Annotated in this window: 11 protein-coding genes; 9 read left to right on the forward strand and 2 right to left on the reverse strand. The window is 66.1% G+C overall.

Annotation, left to right across the window (positions count from 1 at the left end; genetic code table 11):
- Positions 1-207 precede the first annotated feature (207 nt).
- Both ACIRQH_RS14650 and ACIRQH_RS14655 read right to left on the reverse strand, forming a co-directional pair.
- Positions 208-639, reverse strand: a complete 432-nt coding sequence (locus ACIRQH_RS14650) for a hypothetical protein (RefSeq protein WP_404225988.1) — start codon at positions 637-639, stop codon at positions 208-210.
- A gap of 321 nt (positions 640-960) precedes the next feature.
- A complete protein-coding gene (locus tag ACIRQH_RS14655; RefSeq protein WP_404225990.1) occupies positions 961-1,560 on the reverse strand; it encodes a hypothetical protein in 600 nt (199 codons plus the stop codon).
- A gap of 234 nt (positions 1,561-1,794) precedes the next feature.
- On the opposite strand from ACIRQH_RS14655, the gene ACIRQH_RS14660 reads away from it, so the two are divergent.
- From ACIRQH_RS14660 to ACIRQH_RS14700, 9 genes are all read left to right on the forward strand, one after another.
- The gene (locus ACIRQH_RS14660) at positions 1,795-3,942 is read left to right on the forward strand and encodes a hypothetical protein (RefSeq protein ID WP_404225992.1); all 2,148 of its coding nucleotides are present in this window, start codon (positions 1,795-1,797) and stop codon (positions 3,940-3,942) included.
- 17 nt (positions 3,943-3,959) lie between these two features.
- The gene (locus ACIRQH_RS14665) at positions 3,960-5,579 is read left to right on the forward strand and encodes a type I restriction-modification system subunit M (RefSeq protein ID WP_404225994.1); all 1,620 of its coding nucleotides are present in this window, start codon (positions 3,960-3,962) and stop codon (positions 5,577-5,579) included.
- Positions 5,576-6,709: a restriction endonuclease subunit S gene (locus tag ACIRQH_RS14670; RefSeq protein WP_404225996.1), complete on the forward strand. Its 1,134-nt coding sequence runs from the start codon at positions 5,576-5,578 to the stop codon at positions 6,707-6,709. Before ACIRQH_RS14665 ends, ACIRQH_RS14670 begins: the two co-directional genes overlap by 4 nt.
- Positions 6,706-9,981, forward strand: a complete 3,276-nt coding sequence (locus ACIRQH_RS14675) for a type I restriction endonuclease subunit R (RefSeq protein ID WP_404225998.1) — start codon at positions 6,706-6,708, stop codon at positions 9,979-9,981. The genes ACIRQH_RS14670 and ACIRQH_RS14675 overlap by 4 nt, the downstream gene beginning before the upstream one ends.
- Positions 9,982-10,350: 369 nt before the next feature.
- Positions 10,351-13,131 (forward strand): cyclophane-containing RiPP biosynthesis TPR protein HaaT, encoded by a 2,781-nt coding sequence (gene haaT, locus ACIRQH_RS14680; protein ID WP_404226000.1) that lies wholly within the window; start codon positions 10,351-10,353, stop codon positions 13,129-13,131.
- Between the two features lie 160 nt (positions 13,132-13,291).
- Entirely contained in the window at positions 13,292-13,483 is a 192-nt protein-coding gene (gene haaA / locus ACIRQH_RS14685; protein WP_404226002.1) for a HaaA family cyclophane-containing RiPP peptide, read from the forward strand.
- Between the two features lie 13 nt (positions 13,484-13,496).
- Positions 13,497-14,660 (forward strand): FxsB family cyclophane-forming radical SAM/SPASM peptide maturase, encoded by a 1,164-nt coding sequence (locus ACIRQH_RS14690; protein WP_404226004.1) that lies wholly within the window; start codon positions 13,497-13,499, stop codon positions 14,658-14,660.
- Positions 14,661-14,701: 41 nt separating this feature from the next.
- Positions 14,702-15,181: a cyclophane-containing RiPP N-acetyltransferase HaaN gene (gene haaN, locus ACIRQH_RS14695; protein ID WP_404226006.1), complete on the forward strand. Its 480-nt coding sequence runs from the start codon at positions 14,702-14,704 to the stop codon at positions 15,179-15,181.
- 628 nt (positions 15,182-15,809) lie between these two features.
- Positions 15,810-16,328, forward strand: a complete 519-nt coding sequence (locus tag ACIRQH_RS14700; protein ID WP_404226008.1) for a DUF3293 domain-containing protein — start codon at positions 15,810-15,812, stop codon at positions 16,326-16,328.
- Positions 16,329-16,334: the final 6 nt, after the last annotated feature.

Consider the following 16,334-nt stretch of genomic DNA (forward strand, 5'->3'; position numbering starts at 1 on the left):
AACCAGGTGTTGTGCATCGTCCAGAAATTGATAACCCGGGTTATCAACTTCTGCTATGAGAAGTTCAGTTGCCTATCCGTAGTGCGTGCTCGATTTCGCAGCCCTGGCTGTTCCGGCGGTTTCATGGCCAGAGACGGTCTGGGTGCCGAGGTCGGGACAGGTGGCGCTTGGACGCGCGCCTATCGTGCTGTCCCTGCCGAACCCCTGTCAGTCGCCGAGTGTGAACTCGAGTCCGCCGGCGCGCAGTTCGGTCTCGGTCTGGGTGAGCCCCCCGCGGTGGGACACCTCGACGGTGTAGAACTTCGATCCCGGGTAGATCTCGTCGACCGTGAACGCAAAGGCGCAGCCCGCCTCAGTCTTCTCCCCGAGGCCGAGAGAACTGGTGGCGACCAGGGTTCCCACCGCATCGGTGATGTTGACCTGGGCGCCGAAGTCGATGTCGGAGTAGCCGCCCGTTCCGGAGCACGGCTCCCCGTCTTCGAGGTCCGCGCCGACGTCGGTGAGCGTGATCGTGCCATCGGTCCCGAACGGTTCCGGTGGCTTCGTCTCCTCGGCTGTGACGGCTTTCGAAGGACTGCCACCCTTCGCCCCGACTGTGTCTCCGCCGATGAGAGACACGGTCAGCCAGCATGCCGCCATCGCTGCGGCTCCTGCTCCGACGCCGAGGGTCAGGACAGTGCCCCGGTGCAGTCGTGCCCAGCGGGAAGGGTTCAATGGCCCGGCAGGGGCATGGCCTTCCTCCTGCGAGAACGTTGGCGTGGACGGGACTGGGGCCGGCGCCGGGGCGGGATTCGGTGTGACTGGTTCGGGACCCGGAGCCGGGGCGGGGACGTGAACAGACGGCTCGGATTCGGACATCGCTGTGGTTCCTCTCAGGACTTGGAACAGGGCGGAGGCGGGCGGCCGCGAGCGCGGCAGCCCGCCTCCGCCCTGGTGAGGGGAGAACCGCAAGGGGTGGCGTCAGCCGACCCTCTCCCACTTCAGGCAGCCCTTGGTCTCGAAGTACTCGCCCTTGTTTACCGTCACGCGCGACTGGCCGGTGATGTTGTCGTTGGCGATGATCGCCTCCATTTCGCCGGAGGCGTTCTTGGTCCGGGCCCAGTAGCAGCCGAGGCCGAAGTTGTCGTTTTCGGGTCCGGTGGTCTTGTAGGTGCCGGCCTGGATGTCTTCGCCGACCAGGTACTGGCCGTCACCCTCGATGGTGTCGGGCGGCCCGGGCTTCTTGGTCGGCTTCGGCTTGGCGGTGACTGTCTCCTTGGCCGTCTTGGTGACAGTCGCGGCCGGCTTCGGCGCAGCGGCACCGGCGGTCTTGGTGACGGTGACGGCGGGTGCGGGCCGCGCGGAGTTCGCCGCACTGCTCGACTCTCCGTTCCCGCCGATTGCGGCACCGAAGATCAGCGCGACGAAGGCCGTCGCGCCGTGAGTGAGCCAGGCCTTCCGGCGAGACGGCCTCTGGACCGGCGGCTGCGGCGGCACCGAGGGCGACATGGCGGCCCAGCTGGTGGTCGGGGCTGCCCCGTCGGGCTGGGCGGCGGGCAGAATCGAGGGAGTGCCAGTCATCTCAGGGACCTCCGGGTTGTCGCGTGGGCAGTCCCACGCGGGCCATGTGTCAACGGAGGCCAAGGTGACGTTCGTGGATGACAGGATGAGTGAATGAATCTGATAACCCCGGTTATCAAGCACTCTGGTCGTAGCAGGGTCCGTTCGCAGTAGGGTTCTGCCACTTGCTCCATAGCCGGGATTTCCTCCCGGAGCGGACAGGACAAGGCCCGTACGGGAAGGGTGGTGGAGACGATGAGCGGTGCGCTCGAAGCGGGATCCCACATCCTGCCCGAGATGCCGGCGTGGCGGATCACATACGCCGAAATCGCCGCCCTCGCGCACGTGCAGCGGCCCGTTCCCACCACCTGGAGCCGTAGGCACGCGGACTTCCCAGCGCCTGTCGCCCATGAGGACGGCCGCCCTCTGTTCGACGCCCGTGCGGTCGTCGACTGGCTGACGACAACCGGCCGCGGAAATGCTGACCCCCGTCGGCTGCGCGCCGAGCTGGCCCTGCACACCCTCTCCGCCTGGCGGACTTCCACCCTGCCCGCATCCGTTCTGGTGGGAGCGCTGACCGCGCTGATCTGTCTGCGTCAGCAGCTGGACACCGCCGTGTCGGGCCAGAGCTGGGAAGCGCTACTGGCCCGGGCCGACGACCTCGACTCCGAAGACACTTTTCTGCTCGCTGAGCTGCGCGCCGTGCCCGACCCGGACCGCACCGGCCCCACCCTTGCCGCTCTCGCGGACGAGCTGACGGAGGCCGCCTACTCTCCCGCAGAGGCCTTCGACTGGGTCCTGGAGGCCCGCCGCCGCCTCGGCACCCACGACCTGGCCGCCGACGAGACCACCCCAGCGGTTGTCCGGGCCCTCGCCGCGCTGTCCGGTGTTGACGTCCTGGGCGAGGAGTCCGTGATCGCCACCCCCCACGCCCGAGCCGGCGACCTCCTCGCGGCTTTGCACGACCGAGCCACCGAAGGCTCCGGTCACACCTACCTTGCCGCTGACCCCGACCCGGCCCGGGTCCGCCTCGTGCGTCGACGGATGCTCGTGCGCGGGGTGTACGAGTTCCATCTCGACGTCATAGAGGGCGAGGACCTGTCGTCCTCCGCCGACGAGTGGGGGTACCCGGACCTGCTGGCCTGCGTCCTCCCGTACGAAGGCGCGGAGACCCGCAGCCCGCAGCTCGTCTTGGAGCAGGTGCAGGCACTCACCGACTACCTCGGCACCGGCTCCGTGGCCGTCGTCCTCGGCCCCGCCGACGTTCTCGTACGCCCGCTTCCCCGGCACGGCGAGGCCGACCGGCTACGCCGCTCCTTCCTTCACGATGGCCTCCTGAAGGCCGCGATCAGCCTCCCCGACGGGGCGTTCGCCTACCGTCCTGGCTACCGCACCGCCGTGTGGGTGCTGTCCCGTACGGCGGAGGCAGAGCGAGCTGGTCGCGTCCTCCTCTCCGACTTCTCGGCGCAGCCGCTCACCGAGCCGGTCCTCGACGCCCTCGCCGAGGACATCGCCATCTGGCGCTCCTCCGGCTGGCGCGGGGACCGTCGACACGAGCCGCGACACGCCGTGATCGTCCCTGCGAAGGACCTTGACGACCGGCCGGGTACCGCCTTCACTCCGCACCAGCGCCCTGTCGAGGCCCGCTACACCCGCGCGGTCATGGAGCGCCCGGCCCGCATCGGCGACCTGGAGCAGCGCCTGACGGAGCTCCAGGAGCAGGCCCGCCGACAGCAGGCCGACCTGCGCGCGGCGCTGCGCATCCAGGCTGTCCTGCGCCCCGAGGATCAGCCGGTACGGCGTACCACGGTCCGGCGGCTCATCGAGGAGCGCCGTCTGCGTCGACGCCCCGGCCACCGCATTGCGCCCGAACACATCACTGCGGAGGGCCACTACCCGGTGCTCGCCCCGGGCGAAGTCCTCGGAACCTCGCGGGCGGGCAGCCGTCGGATCGACCGCGGTTTACTCCTCACTGCGTACGAGCACGCACAGTTCACCGAGCCCGGCGACATTGTCGTCACCGCCAACCCGCGCTTCGGCGTCCACGTTGACGAGGAGGGCCTGTCGGTCGTCGCTGCTCCGGCCCGCATCCTGCGAGTCCATCCCGACGCGGACCCGCCAGTCCGGCCAAGGGCGTTGGCGGCGCTGCTGAGGGCGGCTGCCGCCGAGTACGCCCGTACCAGCGGAGCCGTACGGGCCTCCCGGAGCATCGAGGACCTACTCATCCCCGACCTGGGGCGAGCAGAAGCCGAGCGTTACGACGCAGCGCTCGCCGAGATTGAGAGCCGCGCGGCGCTGCTGAGGGAGCAGTCCGCGGCCCTTGATGACCTTGCCTGCATCACGGCCGCCGGCATCGCCGACGGCACGCTGACCATTCAGAACCTTCCCGGAACCGACGACTGAAGGAGACGGTCTGCCTGATGGCTACCGCTGCAAAGAAGCCCACTGACCAGGCGGAGTTGTTCAGCGCCTCCACCGCCAAGGAGATCCAGGCGATCCTGTGGAAGGCCGCGGACAAGTTGCGCGGATCCATCGATGCTGCGCAGTACAAGGAGTTCGTTCTTGGCCTGATCTTCCTGAAGTACGTCTCCGATGCCTTCGAGGAGCGCCGCGCTGAGCTGTCCAAGGAACTCACCGAGGACGGAATCTCTGAGGACCGCCTCGACGACTTCCTGGAGGATCGCGACGAGTACACCGGCGCCCATGTCTTCTGGGTCCCGGAGACCGCCCGCTGGTCGTGGATCGCCGCCAACGCCAAGAGCCAGGGCGTGGGCAAGCTCCTTGACGAGGCGATGGATGCGGTGATGACGGAGAACGCCTCGCTCAAGGGTGTCCTCCCGAAAATCTTCAACCAGGACCGCATCGACCAGAAGCGCCTTGCCGAGCTTGTCGACCTCATCAGCGACGCTCGCTTTGGTGGCACCGAGGACAAGCCCGCGCAGGACGTGTTGGGCGAGGTCTACGAGTACTTCCTGGGCAACTTCGCCCGAGCCGAGGGAAAGCGGGCTGGTGAGTTCTATACGCCCCAATCCGTCGTCCGCCTGATCGTGGAGATTCTGGAGCCATACCAGGGGCGGGTCTACGACCCGGCGTGCGGCTCGGGTGGCATGTTCGTCCAAGCCGCCAAGTTCATCCAAGCCCACCGAGGGCGCAGCCACAAAGCCGATATTTCGGTCTTCGGTCAAGAGCTCAATGAGCGCACCTGGCGCCTGGCCAAGATGAACCTTGCCATCCACGGCATCGACGGCAACCTCGCCCCTCGTTGGGGCGACACCTTCGCCGAGGACAAGCACTCCGATCTCAAGGCCGACTTCGTGATGGCCAACCCGCCGTTCAACATCAAGGACTGGGCGCGGGATGAGGGCGACCCTCGGTGGAAGTACGGAGTTCCACCGAGGAGTAACGCCAACTATGCATGGCTCCAGCACATGATCTCCAAGCTGGGCGAGAGGGGCACGGCCGGCATCGTTCTCGCCAACGGCTCGATGACCTCTCAGCAGAGCGGTGAAGGGGAGATCCGGCAGGCACTCATTGAAGCAGACCTAGTGGCGTGCATGGTTGCGCTGCCGCCTCAGCTGTTCCGAACGGCACAGATTCCGACGTGTCTGTGGTTTCTGTCCAAGGACAAGACCCCGCAGGGTGCGAAGCGCCTCGACGACCGCCGCAGCGAGATTCTCTTCATCGATGCTCGAAGCATGGGCGAGATGGTCGATCGGACTGAGCGCATTCTGACGGAGGACGACCTCGCGAAGATCGCCGGGACATACCACGCTTGGCGTGGCACAACCTCAGCCCGTGAGGAGAGGCTGACCTATGCAGACGAGCCCGGATTCTGCTTCTCTGCGGGCCTCGAGACCGTCCGCGAGCACGGTTATGTGCTGACGCCGGGGCTCTACGTGGGAGCTGTTGAGGCGGAGGTAGAGAACGCGGAGGCGGTGGCAGCGAGGATCGCTAGCTTGACGGGCGAGCTATATGAGCTGTTCAACAGGTCGGCGGAGCTGGAGAAGGAAGTTCGGGAGCAGCTGGGGAGCATTGGATGAACAAGCTGACGTTGGCAGACCTTTGCGAGCTCGTGGTGGACTGCAAGAATCGTACGCCGCCCGAAGCTGCTCCAGGAGAACAAGCAGTGGGATTTGCCATCGGCACTCCGAACATCGTAAATGGGCGAATCCGACTCTCGGAAGCCAAACCTGTGAGTCAGGGGACGTTCGATATCTGGACGGCACGCGCAACTCCCCGCGAAGGCGATATTATTCTCACTCGCGAGGCCCCTGTAGGGCGGGTGGGTCGAATTGAAGAGGGGATGAATGTCTGCCTTGGTCAGCGGACGATGCTCCTGCGTCCAAGTAAGCAGTATTCCGATTCACGTTTCCTTCACTATTTCCTCCTGAGTCCCACTCTTCAAGACCTGTTGCAGTCGCAGGCATCCGGTTCAACGGTGGCCCATTTGAGGCTGGGGCAGGTTCGTGAGCTAAAAATTCCTCCAGTTCCGGAAGTAGAGGCACAGCGTCGAATCGGCGCCGTACTTGGAGCGCTGGATGACAAGATCGCCATCAATGAACGTATCTCGGCCGCAGCCATGGAGTTGGGCAGGGTGAAGTTTCAGCTTCTCTCCAATTCGGCCCACGAGAAGGTGACTGTTGGCGACGTGGTCGAACTTAAGTATGGAAAGTCTCTGCCTGCGACAAGGCGTATCGCTGGCCTTATCCCCGTGTTCGGGAGCGGGGGAATCAGTGGCTCGCATAACGAATTCCTGGTGAAGGGCCCTGGAATCGCCGTCGGCCGTAAGGGAACCGTGGGGACCGTCTACTGGTCTGAGGTGGACTTCTTCCCCATCGACACCACTTTCTATATTGCCTGCAAAAGCAACAAGGTTTCCTTGGAGTACATGTACTTCGCTCTGAGGGGGCTGGGATTGGAGTACATGAATTCTGACTCTGCCGTGCCGGGACTCAATCGAGAGAGAGCGCAGTCGCTGCTGCTTCGGATTCCTGCCTCTGAGGCTATGCAGGAATTCACGGTTGAAGCACGCAACCTTTTCCGGCTGCAGCGCAGCCGCGAGGAAGAGAATCTTACCCTCGCCACTCTCCGCGACGCTCTCCTTCCCCAACTCATGTTCGGCCGCCTCCGTGTCAAAGACGCTGAGAAGATTGTCGAGGACCACGCATGATGCACCCTGCAAACGGCAGAGAGCGCCACCGCCCCTTCGAGTCCGACTGGGAGCTGCTAGCCCTCGATGAACTTGCAGAACTCGCCTGGCTGCCCAGGCCAGGGAACGAGTTCGCACCCGGCTCCGACCACCGCAAGTCGTGGGATGACCTGATCCTGTACTCCGACCTCCGGGAGGCGATCGAGCGGCTCAACCCCGACCTCCCCTCGGACGCTGTCCGCGATGGAGTCGCCGCCGCGGCGACTCCCTCCTCGCAGGACACCTACGAGGAGAACCGAACCGCGCACGGCTACCTCACGGCTGGCATCCGCTCCGTCACATACACCGACGCCTTCGGCGCCGAGCACAACCCCACCATCCGCCTGGTCGACCTGGACGATACGGATGCGAACGTCTACCGCGCCCTCAACCAGGTCACCGTCATCGACGGTGAGCGGAACCGCCGCTTCGATGTTGTCCTGTACGTCAACGGCCTGCCGCTCGCCGTACTTGAGCTGAAGCGGGCCGGCGACGAGGACGCCACGCTCCAGACGGCGCACTCGCAGGTCACCCGCTACGTCGAGGAGTTCCCGACCGCCTTCCGCTACAACGCGGTCGTGCTGCTCTCCGACGGCATCACGGCGAAGTACGGCACCCCCTTCACCCCGTACGAGCACTTTGCGCCGTGGAACACGGACGAGTTCGGCGCCCGCGTCGACCCGCTCGACGCCGAGGGGATATGGGATTCGGGCCAGAACCTGGCCGTGCACGGCCTGTTTACCCAGCCGCGCTTCCTCTCCCTCATCAGGTCCTTCATCAACTTCGTACCGTCGAAGCGGATGAAGCGCATCGCGAAGCCGCACCAGTATTACGCGGTGACCCGCGCCGCGGAGGCCGTGCGTGAGGCTGCGGCGAGTGACGGTAAGGCAGGTGTCGTTTGGCACACTCAGGGGTCCGGCAAGTCTGAGGAAATGGTCCTCACGACGACCGCTGTGATCCGTGACCCGGCGCTGCTGAATCCGACCGTCGTCGTCATTACGGACCGCACGGATCTCGACGACCAGCTGTACTCGACCTTCCTGGAGAGCGAGATCCTCCCGGAGGCGCCGAAGCAGATCCTCACCCGGGCCGAGCTGCGCGAAGAGTTGGCGGCCAAGCGCACGGGCGGCATCCTCTTCACCACCCTCCAGAAGTTCGGCCGTACCAAGGAGGAGAAGGAGTCCGGAGCGGACCACCCGCTGCTGTCGGACCGCCGCAATATCGTGGTCGTCGTCGATGAGGCGCACCGCAGTCACTACGACTCTCTCAACGGCTACGCTCGCCACTTGCGCGATGCGCTCCCGCACGCCACGCTTCTCGCCTTCACTGGCACCCCGCTCTCCCAGGCCGACCGCAACACCCGCGAGGTCTTTGGGGACAAGGGCGAATACCGCGGCTACATCGACGTCTACGACCTCAAGCGCGCAGCCGACGACGGCGCCACCGTCAAGGTCTTCCACGAGAGTCGCGTCGTCCAGCTCATTCTGGACAAGGACGTCGACCCGACGAAGATCGATGAGGAAGCCGACCGCATCACCGACGGCCTCGACGACACCGAGCGGCGCCGCGTTGAGCAGGCCGTTGCCACGATGAACGCGATGTACGGCGCACCCGCCCGCATACGGGACCTCGCCGCGGACCTGGTGGAGCACTGGGAGGGGCGGCGTGATCGGATGAAGCCGTTCGTCGGCGTCTCCGAGACGGGCGGCGCGGCCGGCAAGGCGATGGTGGTGTGCGCGACCCGAGAGATCTGCGTCCGGGTTTACGACGCTCTGTGTGAATTGCGGCCCGAGTGGCACAGCAAGGAGATCGACAAGGGGGCGATGAAGATCGTCTTCTCCTCGAACTCCCGGAAAGACCCCGAGCACTTGCTCGCCCATGCCCTGAGCGACGGCCGGCGCAAGGCGGTCATCAATCGGGCCAAGGACCCCGACGACGAGCTGGAGCTGCTCATCGTCAACAACATGCTCCTGACGGGCTTCGACGCCCCGCCCGTCCACACGATGTACCTGGACCGGCCGCTCAAGGGCGCCAATCTGATGCAGGCCCTGGCCCGAGTCAACCGCCGTTTCCGTGCCAAGGAGGACGGTCTCCTCGTCGGGTACGCGCCGCTGACCGAGAACCTTCAGCGGGCGATCGCCGAGTACACCGAGGCTGACCAGGAGGACCGTACGCTCGGCCAGGACCTTGACCGGGCGCTGGACGAGCTACGCAACGAGTACGACATCCTCACGGACATCCTGCGCGGCTTCGACTGGCAAACCCGGCTTGCCATGCCGTCCAAGACGGCGTTCATCGACGCGGCGATCAGGGCCGCCAACTACCTGCGTGATCCGCGCACTGCGGGCAACGACCCGGACAAGCTCGACGACCCCCGCCAGACGCTCGGTCGGCGCTTTCGCGAGCATTCCCACCGCTTGGAGCGCTTCTACGCCCTGTCCGCCAGCGCCAACAACATCGGTGAGCGCTTCCCGGACCACCCGGCCTGGCGACGGGACGTCCAGTTCTTCGTCGAGGTCCGCGCCTACATGGCGAAGTACGACGCGATGGACCGCGAGGCCCGCGGCTTGCCGGTCGCCCGTGATGTCGAGCTGTACCTCGCGCAGCTGACGTCCTCGGTCGTCGAGACTGGCGGGGTGACAGATCTATTCGCCGAGGCCGGCCTGGAGACCGCCGACCTGACGCACCTGAACGACGCGCTCGTCGCGCAGCTGCAGAACAGTGAGACCCCGCACCTGGCGGCGGAAGCACTGCGGCGGCTCATCGAGCGGAAGATGCGCGAGGTGACGCGGCACAACATCGTCCGGCGTACCACGTTCTCCGAACGGCTGCAGGACTTGATGGTCCGGTACATGCAGCAGCAGTACACCAGCGCGGAGCTCATCGCCAAGCTCGTCGAGATGGCGAAGGAGGTCATGGACGACGCTCGCCGCGGCGAGAAGTTCGAGCCGCCGCTGGACTGGCGAGAGCTCGCCTTCTACGACGCGGTGGCCGACCACGGCACTGCGCGCTCGGTGATGGGCGACGAGGTGCTGGCTAGCATCGCCCGCGAGCTCGTCGCGGAAGTCCGCAGCAAACTCAAGCCCGACTGGATCGCCCGCGAACCGGTCCGTGCCCGCCTCCGCAGTGCCATCAAGCGCCTCCTGGCCCGCCGCAACTATCCGCCGGACCAGGAAGTCGAGGCCATCAACCTGGTCCTGAAGCAGATGGAGCACTTCGCCAATGAGTGGTCCACCGGCGTCCGGGAGAGCTGACGTCAACTCGGAGGCTTCGTGGTCACGCTTCACGGACCCCTGCCTGAAGGGGCTCACATGTTGACGAGGGATGCAAGGATCACAACCTTCCCATTCCGGTAAATAGCAGGTTATTGGACGATGGCAGCCCCTTCGAGTGGTTGAAGGGGCTGCCATCCGCACGACTGGCGGCCGTCCTCTGACAGACCGGAGGTCCGATGGCGCATAGGTGACCTTGACCAAGCGCATTGAGGCTGGTCCGCTTGGCAAGTTGGATTTCTTTCTGGGGGTTGCCTACGTGCTCAGGTCGGTTCTGCCTGCGCTGCCTCGGTCCGATGGCCGGGGAGCGGGGCTTGTTGGGTATGGAGCAGCCGACCTGGTGACGCGCTCGTGAGAGCGCGGCGGGGCGCGGCGATCGCTGTCATCGCCGGTGGAGGCGCGATTACCACCATGCTCGTGGGTTTGGTGACGAACGCCGTTTCTGCACAGTCGCATTGGCCTTCATGGCTGGGGTGGTTACAGGCGCACCCCTGGCTGTCGTTCGTCATCCTTGGGGTGGTCACGGCCGGGCTGACAGCGCTGCTTACCGCGCTGGACGATAACCGAGCGCCGGGGCAAAGTCCCGAACCGGCAGTACGCCCGGATGACGGCTCAGGCCCGCCTGGGGCCGCCCTGGTGCTGCGCTCGCTGCCGCGAGACACCACGGCGTTCACCGATCGCTCGGCCGAGCTGGAGTCGCTGGTGCGCTCCGTACGTGCTGCGCAGGAGAGCGGTGAGGCTCTGCTGGTTCACGTCATCGACGGGATGCCCGGAGTGGGGAAGACGACGTTCGCGGTGCACGCCGGGCATGTGCTCTCCGAGCGGTTCCCTGACGGGCAGCTCTTCGTCAACCTGAACGGATACACAACGGGGCGTAGCCCGGTGCAGGCGACCGAGGCTCTCGCGTCACTTCTGGCGGCCACCGGTGTGCCGACCCAGCAGATACCTGTTGGCGACGATGTCGGCGCGATCACGCAGGCGCGGGCCGCCATGTGGCGGAGCAGGCTCGCAGGCAAGAAGGCACTGCTCATCCTCGACAACGCCGCAAGCTATCGGCAGCTGGAGCCGTTGCTTCCTAGTGGGAGTGACTGTCTCGTGTTGGTGACCAGCCGGAAGCGGCTGGCTGTGCACGAGGAAGTGGTGCTGCCAGTCGAGGCTCTGCCGCCGGATCACGCGTTGGACCTGTTCATACGGCTCAGCGGGCGAGCAGCGGACTCACTCGACCGGGAAGTACTTGATGACCTGGTGCGGTTGTGCGGCTATCTCCCGTTAGGGGTGTCGCTGCTCGCCGCGCGACTGCGGCACCATCCATCCTGGAGCGTCGAGGATCTGCACGAGCGGTTGGTGGCGGCCCGGGACAGGCTCGGAGAACTTCGCGCCGGGGAGCGCGCGGTCGCGGCGACGTTCGATCTGTCCTATCGGGACCTTTCACCACAGGGCCAGCACTTCTTCCAGTGCCTGGGTTTCTACCCGGGGACGGAACTCGATGCGTACGTCGGGGCCGCCCTCGGCTCGGTTTCGGTGGTGGTAGCCCGGCAGTTGCTCGATGGGCTCTACGACGCCCACCTGATCGACGAACACCAGGGGAACCGTCACAGGCTCCACGATCTCCTACGCGACTATGCGCGCGGTCTCGCTGACGAAGGAGACAGCATGGACCACGTACAGGCTGTTCAGCGTGTGGGCACCTACCACCTGGCAGCTCTGGCCGCCGCGAACGAGCACATCGTCCGCGGCGGCGCCATCGTGCCGCCCCCGCCGGACGGCGCAGAGAACGTTGAGACTCCGGGCATGGAGTCGCGTACAGCGGCCCTGGCCTGGCTGGAAAATGAGCGTCCCAACATCCTTGCCTGCATCCGCCAGGCCAACGAGCTCGCCCTGCACGACCTCGTGATCCGTCTGGCTGCGGCCATGGCACCCTTCCTGCGACAGGCTGGCCCCTGGGACCAGGCCGTCGGACTCCACCGAACCGCAGCCGAGGTCGCCAGGCACACCGGCGACCAGCATGCGCTGGCCGGCGCGCTGGCCGAACTCGGCGTCATACGGCGCTTCATGGCCTCCTACCCCGAGGCGACCGAGACCCTGAACGAGGCGGTGACGCAGTACGACGCGGTCGGGGACCGGCGTGGCAAGGCGGATGCCTTGAACCAGGTGGGCATCGTTTGGTACCTGACTGCGGACAACGACGCCTCGGCCCGCGCCCAGACTGAGGCGCTCGCTCTCTACCGCGAGCTCGGGTACCAGCTCGGTCAGGCGAATGCGCTGGCCGACCTCGGCATGGTGCGCCGCCAGACCAGCAGGTTCGATGAGGCCGTCGAGGCCCAGTCCGAAGCACTGTCGATCTACCGTGAGCTCGGCGACCGGCAGGGGGAGGCCAACTCCCTGCGAGACCTGGGCATCGTGCACTGCCTCATGGGCGAATACGACCTCGCCATCCGGCGGCAGCGCGAGGCGTTCGACATCTACAAGGCGCTGGACGACCGACTCCACCAGGCTTACGCCCTCAACGAGTTGGGTATGGTACAGCGGCTCACCGGTGATCTCGAGGGTGCTCGCGATGCCCACACCCGGGCGCTGGAGCACTACACCGAGCTCGGCGATTGCTTCGGCCGAGCGAACAGTATCCGCCACCTCGGGGTGCTGGACCGGTTGTCGGGTGACATTCCGACCGCGATCCGTGTGCTCGAGGAGGCTCTGGACACGTATCGCGATCTCGGCGGCCGTGGCGGCGAAGCCGCCTCGCTGAGCGAACTGGGGGTCGCCCGCGGGATCGCCGGTCAGCAGGCCGGTGCCGTTGAGGCGTTCCGGCAGAGCCTGGAGATCCTGCGCGATCTCGGCGACCGCTGTGGCGAGGCGGAGGTGCTCAACCACTGGGGAGTGCTGCTGCGGACGTCCGGTGACCCGACTGCCGGGCGCGGGCGTTTCGAACAGGCACTGGTTCTGGCTCGGGACGTCCGCTGTCCGCTGGAGGAGGCAAGGGCGTTGGAAGGGATCGGCCGCTGCCATTGGACGATCGACGGCCCGGCCCGAGCCGAAGGGATGCTGCGTGAAGCGCTCACCGTGTATCGACGGTTGGGCGTGGACGCGTCGGCCGACGACGTCGAGCGGCTCTTGGTGTCGCAGGCGGGATGAGCCGGAGCGAAATACGTGACCAGTTTCCGTATGCCGAGGTGAGTGGCGACGCTGCTACGTTGCGAGCCGATCTATAGCCTCAACAGCTCCAGCTGCCCGTTGCTTCAACCGCCATCGCAGAGCGCCGGTCTCCCGGCACACCTATCACGAGGAGCGTTGAATGCCGCCCAGCACGACTGTTCCCTCCCCTTCGGCCTCCGGATCGGACACCTCGGAGTCCGCACCCCGTCCCGAAGTCCTGGACCGTGTTGCCGCTCGCGTGCAGCGCCGCCTGGCGGCCGAGCGGGCCGCCTCGAACAGCATCGGGGACGGCGCTCACGCCGCCTCGCTGATCTGGCCGTGGCCGCTGTAGTCGCTGCTGCTCGATGACACCGACGTCTCCTCATACGCCGTTCCACACCTTCATCCTCAAGGTCGCAAACCGATGCAATATTGATTGCGACTATTGCTATGTCTTCAACTCCAAGGACCAGGCCTGGCGGACCCTGCCGGCCCGGATGAGTGTGGAGGTGGCTCGGGCAGCAGCTCGGAGGATCACCGAGCATGTGACGGTGTACGGGCTGCGGACCGTCCACGTCGTGCTGCATGGAGGCGAGCCGCTGCTCGCCGGGCCCCAGCACCTGGGGGAGCTTCTCGACGTGCTCAAGGACGCCATCCCGTCCGACATCGAGGTCCGCTTGGAGTTGCAGACCAACGGGACGCTCGTATCGGAGGCGTGGCTCGACCTCTTCGAGCAATACGCGGTGGCGGTGGGCGTCAGCCTCGACGGACCGCCCGCCGCCAACGACCGGCACCGCCTCACGCACGCCTCTCGATCGAGCGCGGCCTCGGCAGTACGGGGCATCGAACTGCTGAGGTCCCGGCCTGGGCTGTTCGCGGGGCTGCTCGCCGTTGTGGACCTGGCGAACGATCCCGTGGAGGTGCACGACTACCTCGCGTCGTTCGAGCCTCCGGTGATCGATTTCGGGCTGCCGCACGCAACCCACGATGCGCCGCCGGAGCGGAATGATCCCGCCGTCCCGGAGTACGGGGTGTGGATGAGCCGCGTCTACGATGCCTGGCTTGCCCGGCCCGAGTACCGGCACAGCGTGCGCATGCTGGAGGACATCGTGGCGCTCAGCTCCGGCGCGCGCGGTGCGGTGGAGACCCTCGGGCTCGCGCCGCCGGCCAGCGTCGTGATCGAGTCCGACGGTTCCGTCGAGGGCGTGGACACCCTGCGCTCGGTGGAGGAGGGCGAGTCCTGGCTCGGGCTCGACGTCTTCAGCGACTCCTTCGATGCGGCCGTCCACCACCCCAAGCTGCTGCATCGCCAGGAGAGCGGGACGGCTGCCCTCTCCGAGGAGTGCCAACGCTGTCCGCTCGTCGCTGTGTGCGGCGGCGGCTACCTGCCGCACCGCTTCAGCGCGGCACGTGGGTACAGGAACCCGTCCGTCTACTGCGCGGACCTGGCGTATCTCATACGGCACGTCCAGGGTTCTCTGCAACGGCACGGCTGGGCGTTTGGGGCTTCTGCCGCCGGGCCCTCGTAGCCACCATGCACGACAGCACAAACGACAGGAGTTGCACGACGATGACCGTGACGATCCGGCCAGCCGAGAAGAGCGATGTCCGAGGACTGGCCGAACTGATCGAGGAGATCGAGCGGTTCTACGGTACGGCCGACACCGATATCCAGCCCTTCGACGAGCGCCAGGACCAGGTCGAGGAAGCCCTGTTCGGCTCACCGCCCCTCGCCTCCGCCCTGTTGGTCGAGGACGAGACGGGGGGCCTTGTCGGACTCGCTGCCTATTCGTTTCTGTGGCCGTCGGCGGGGTCGACTCACTCTCTCTTCCTTAAGGAGCTCTACGTCCGTGATGCGCTCCGTCGTCAGGGAGTCGGAGAACGCCTCATGAACGAGCTGCGCGCCATCGCTGCGGCCCGCCCGGGGTGCAGCCGCGTCGAATGGATGACCGACCGCGATAACCCGGGCGCCCGAGCCTTCTACAAGTCCCTCGGGTTCGCGGAGTTCGACGGGAAGATCGTCTACAGGGTCGAAGTCGGCGAGGTATGAGAAGGCATGGGAACGAGCGGGGTTGTGAAGGAAGAACGCTGTGAACGGTGTGAGTGCATCATCGGTCTGGGGTGCGGCTGTCCACCTGACGGGTCCGTGCCGAAGGCGCGTTCCGCGTCACAGCCACGACAGGAATGGCGGCGGTTCCCTGCTGACACGATCCTGATCTCACCCACGCAATACGCGCACCTGCCGGGGTTCTGCACACACCTCACAGAGGAACTGGTGAAGCTGCCGCGGTGGGGGTGGATTCACGATCCTGAGCCTGGACTCTGGGACCGTCTGAGCAGTAGTTGTCCAGCGATGGCCACGGACGGCAACACCACCCGGCGGGCGACTCGGCGGTGCGAGGAGTGCCAGGCTTCGTTGACGGGATGACGAAGCTGATCGGAGAGTCGACCTTCATGCCGGTGCGGGCGTCGCGGTTGGCGGCTGTGCCAGCGCGGCCAGGAATGTGTAGCAACGACGCCCATTTTCTTGGGGCAGCCTATGGACTTCGAGCAGGGCCGTGTGACAGCATCCCGTCCGTCAGGTGATCAACACCTGGTAGTTGTGATCGTCCCGTGCTAGCGGGTCTGTAGATCTCCCTGCCGGCAGGTAAGGGGGTCCCCTTTCGAAGGAGACTCCTGTGCCTGCCGTTTCTCATTTCGCCAAGCCCGCGCAGTGGTCGCATTATCTGCGCGCGGTTGTGGACATCGCCTTCCCCGCGCACAGCATTCGTGTCACAGCGGGTCCATCGGACGGTGGGGTGCCGAGCCTCCCGTACCCGTTCAACGGTGTGCACTCGATCCACATCGTCACCGCCTTCAACCCCGGCGGACGTAGCACCAGCGTGCGAGCCAACCTTCGGGCGCAACACGAGCTGTTGCACAACATCGGCCTCAATGGGCTGCAGTGGTGGCCGGCCGTCGGAGGCGATCTGGCCGGCACTCACGCAGAAATCAGCGCAGCCATCGTCGGAATGGACGACGCCCAGGCCCGGGATCTCGGCCGACGGTTTGGCCAGGACGCCGTGTTCGCCTGGTCACCGACGGCATGGCGACTACTGGCCTGCACCGACGCGGCCCACGACACAGTCATCGCCGACTGGCACGCTGCCCTCCTCACGCTGGCATCCCGACGGGGTTCCCAGCTGTCTGTCGCGTAGCCCCAA

It is taken from the genome of Streptomyces sp. NPDC102279, from assembly GCF_044766365.1.
GTDB lineage: Bacteria > Actinomycetota > Actinomycetes > Streptomycetales > Streptomycetaceae > Streptomyces.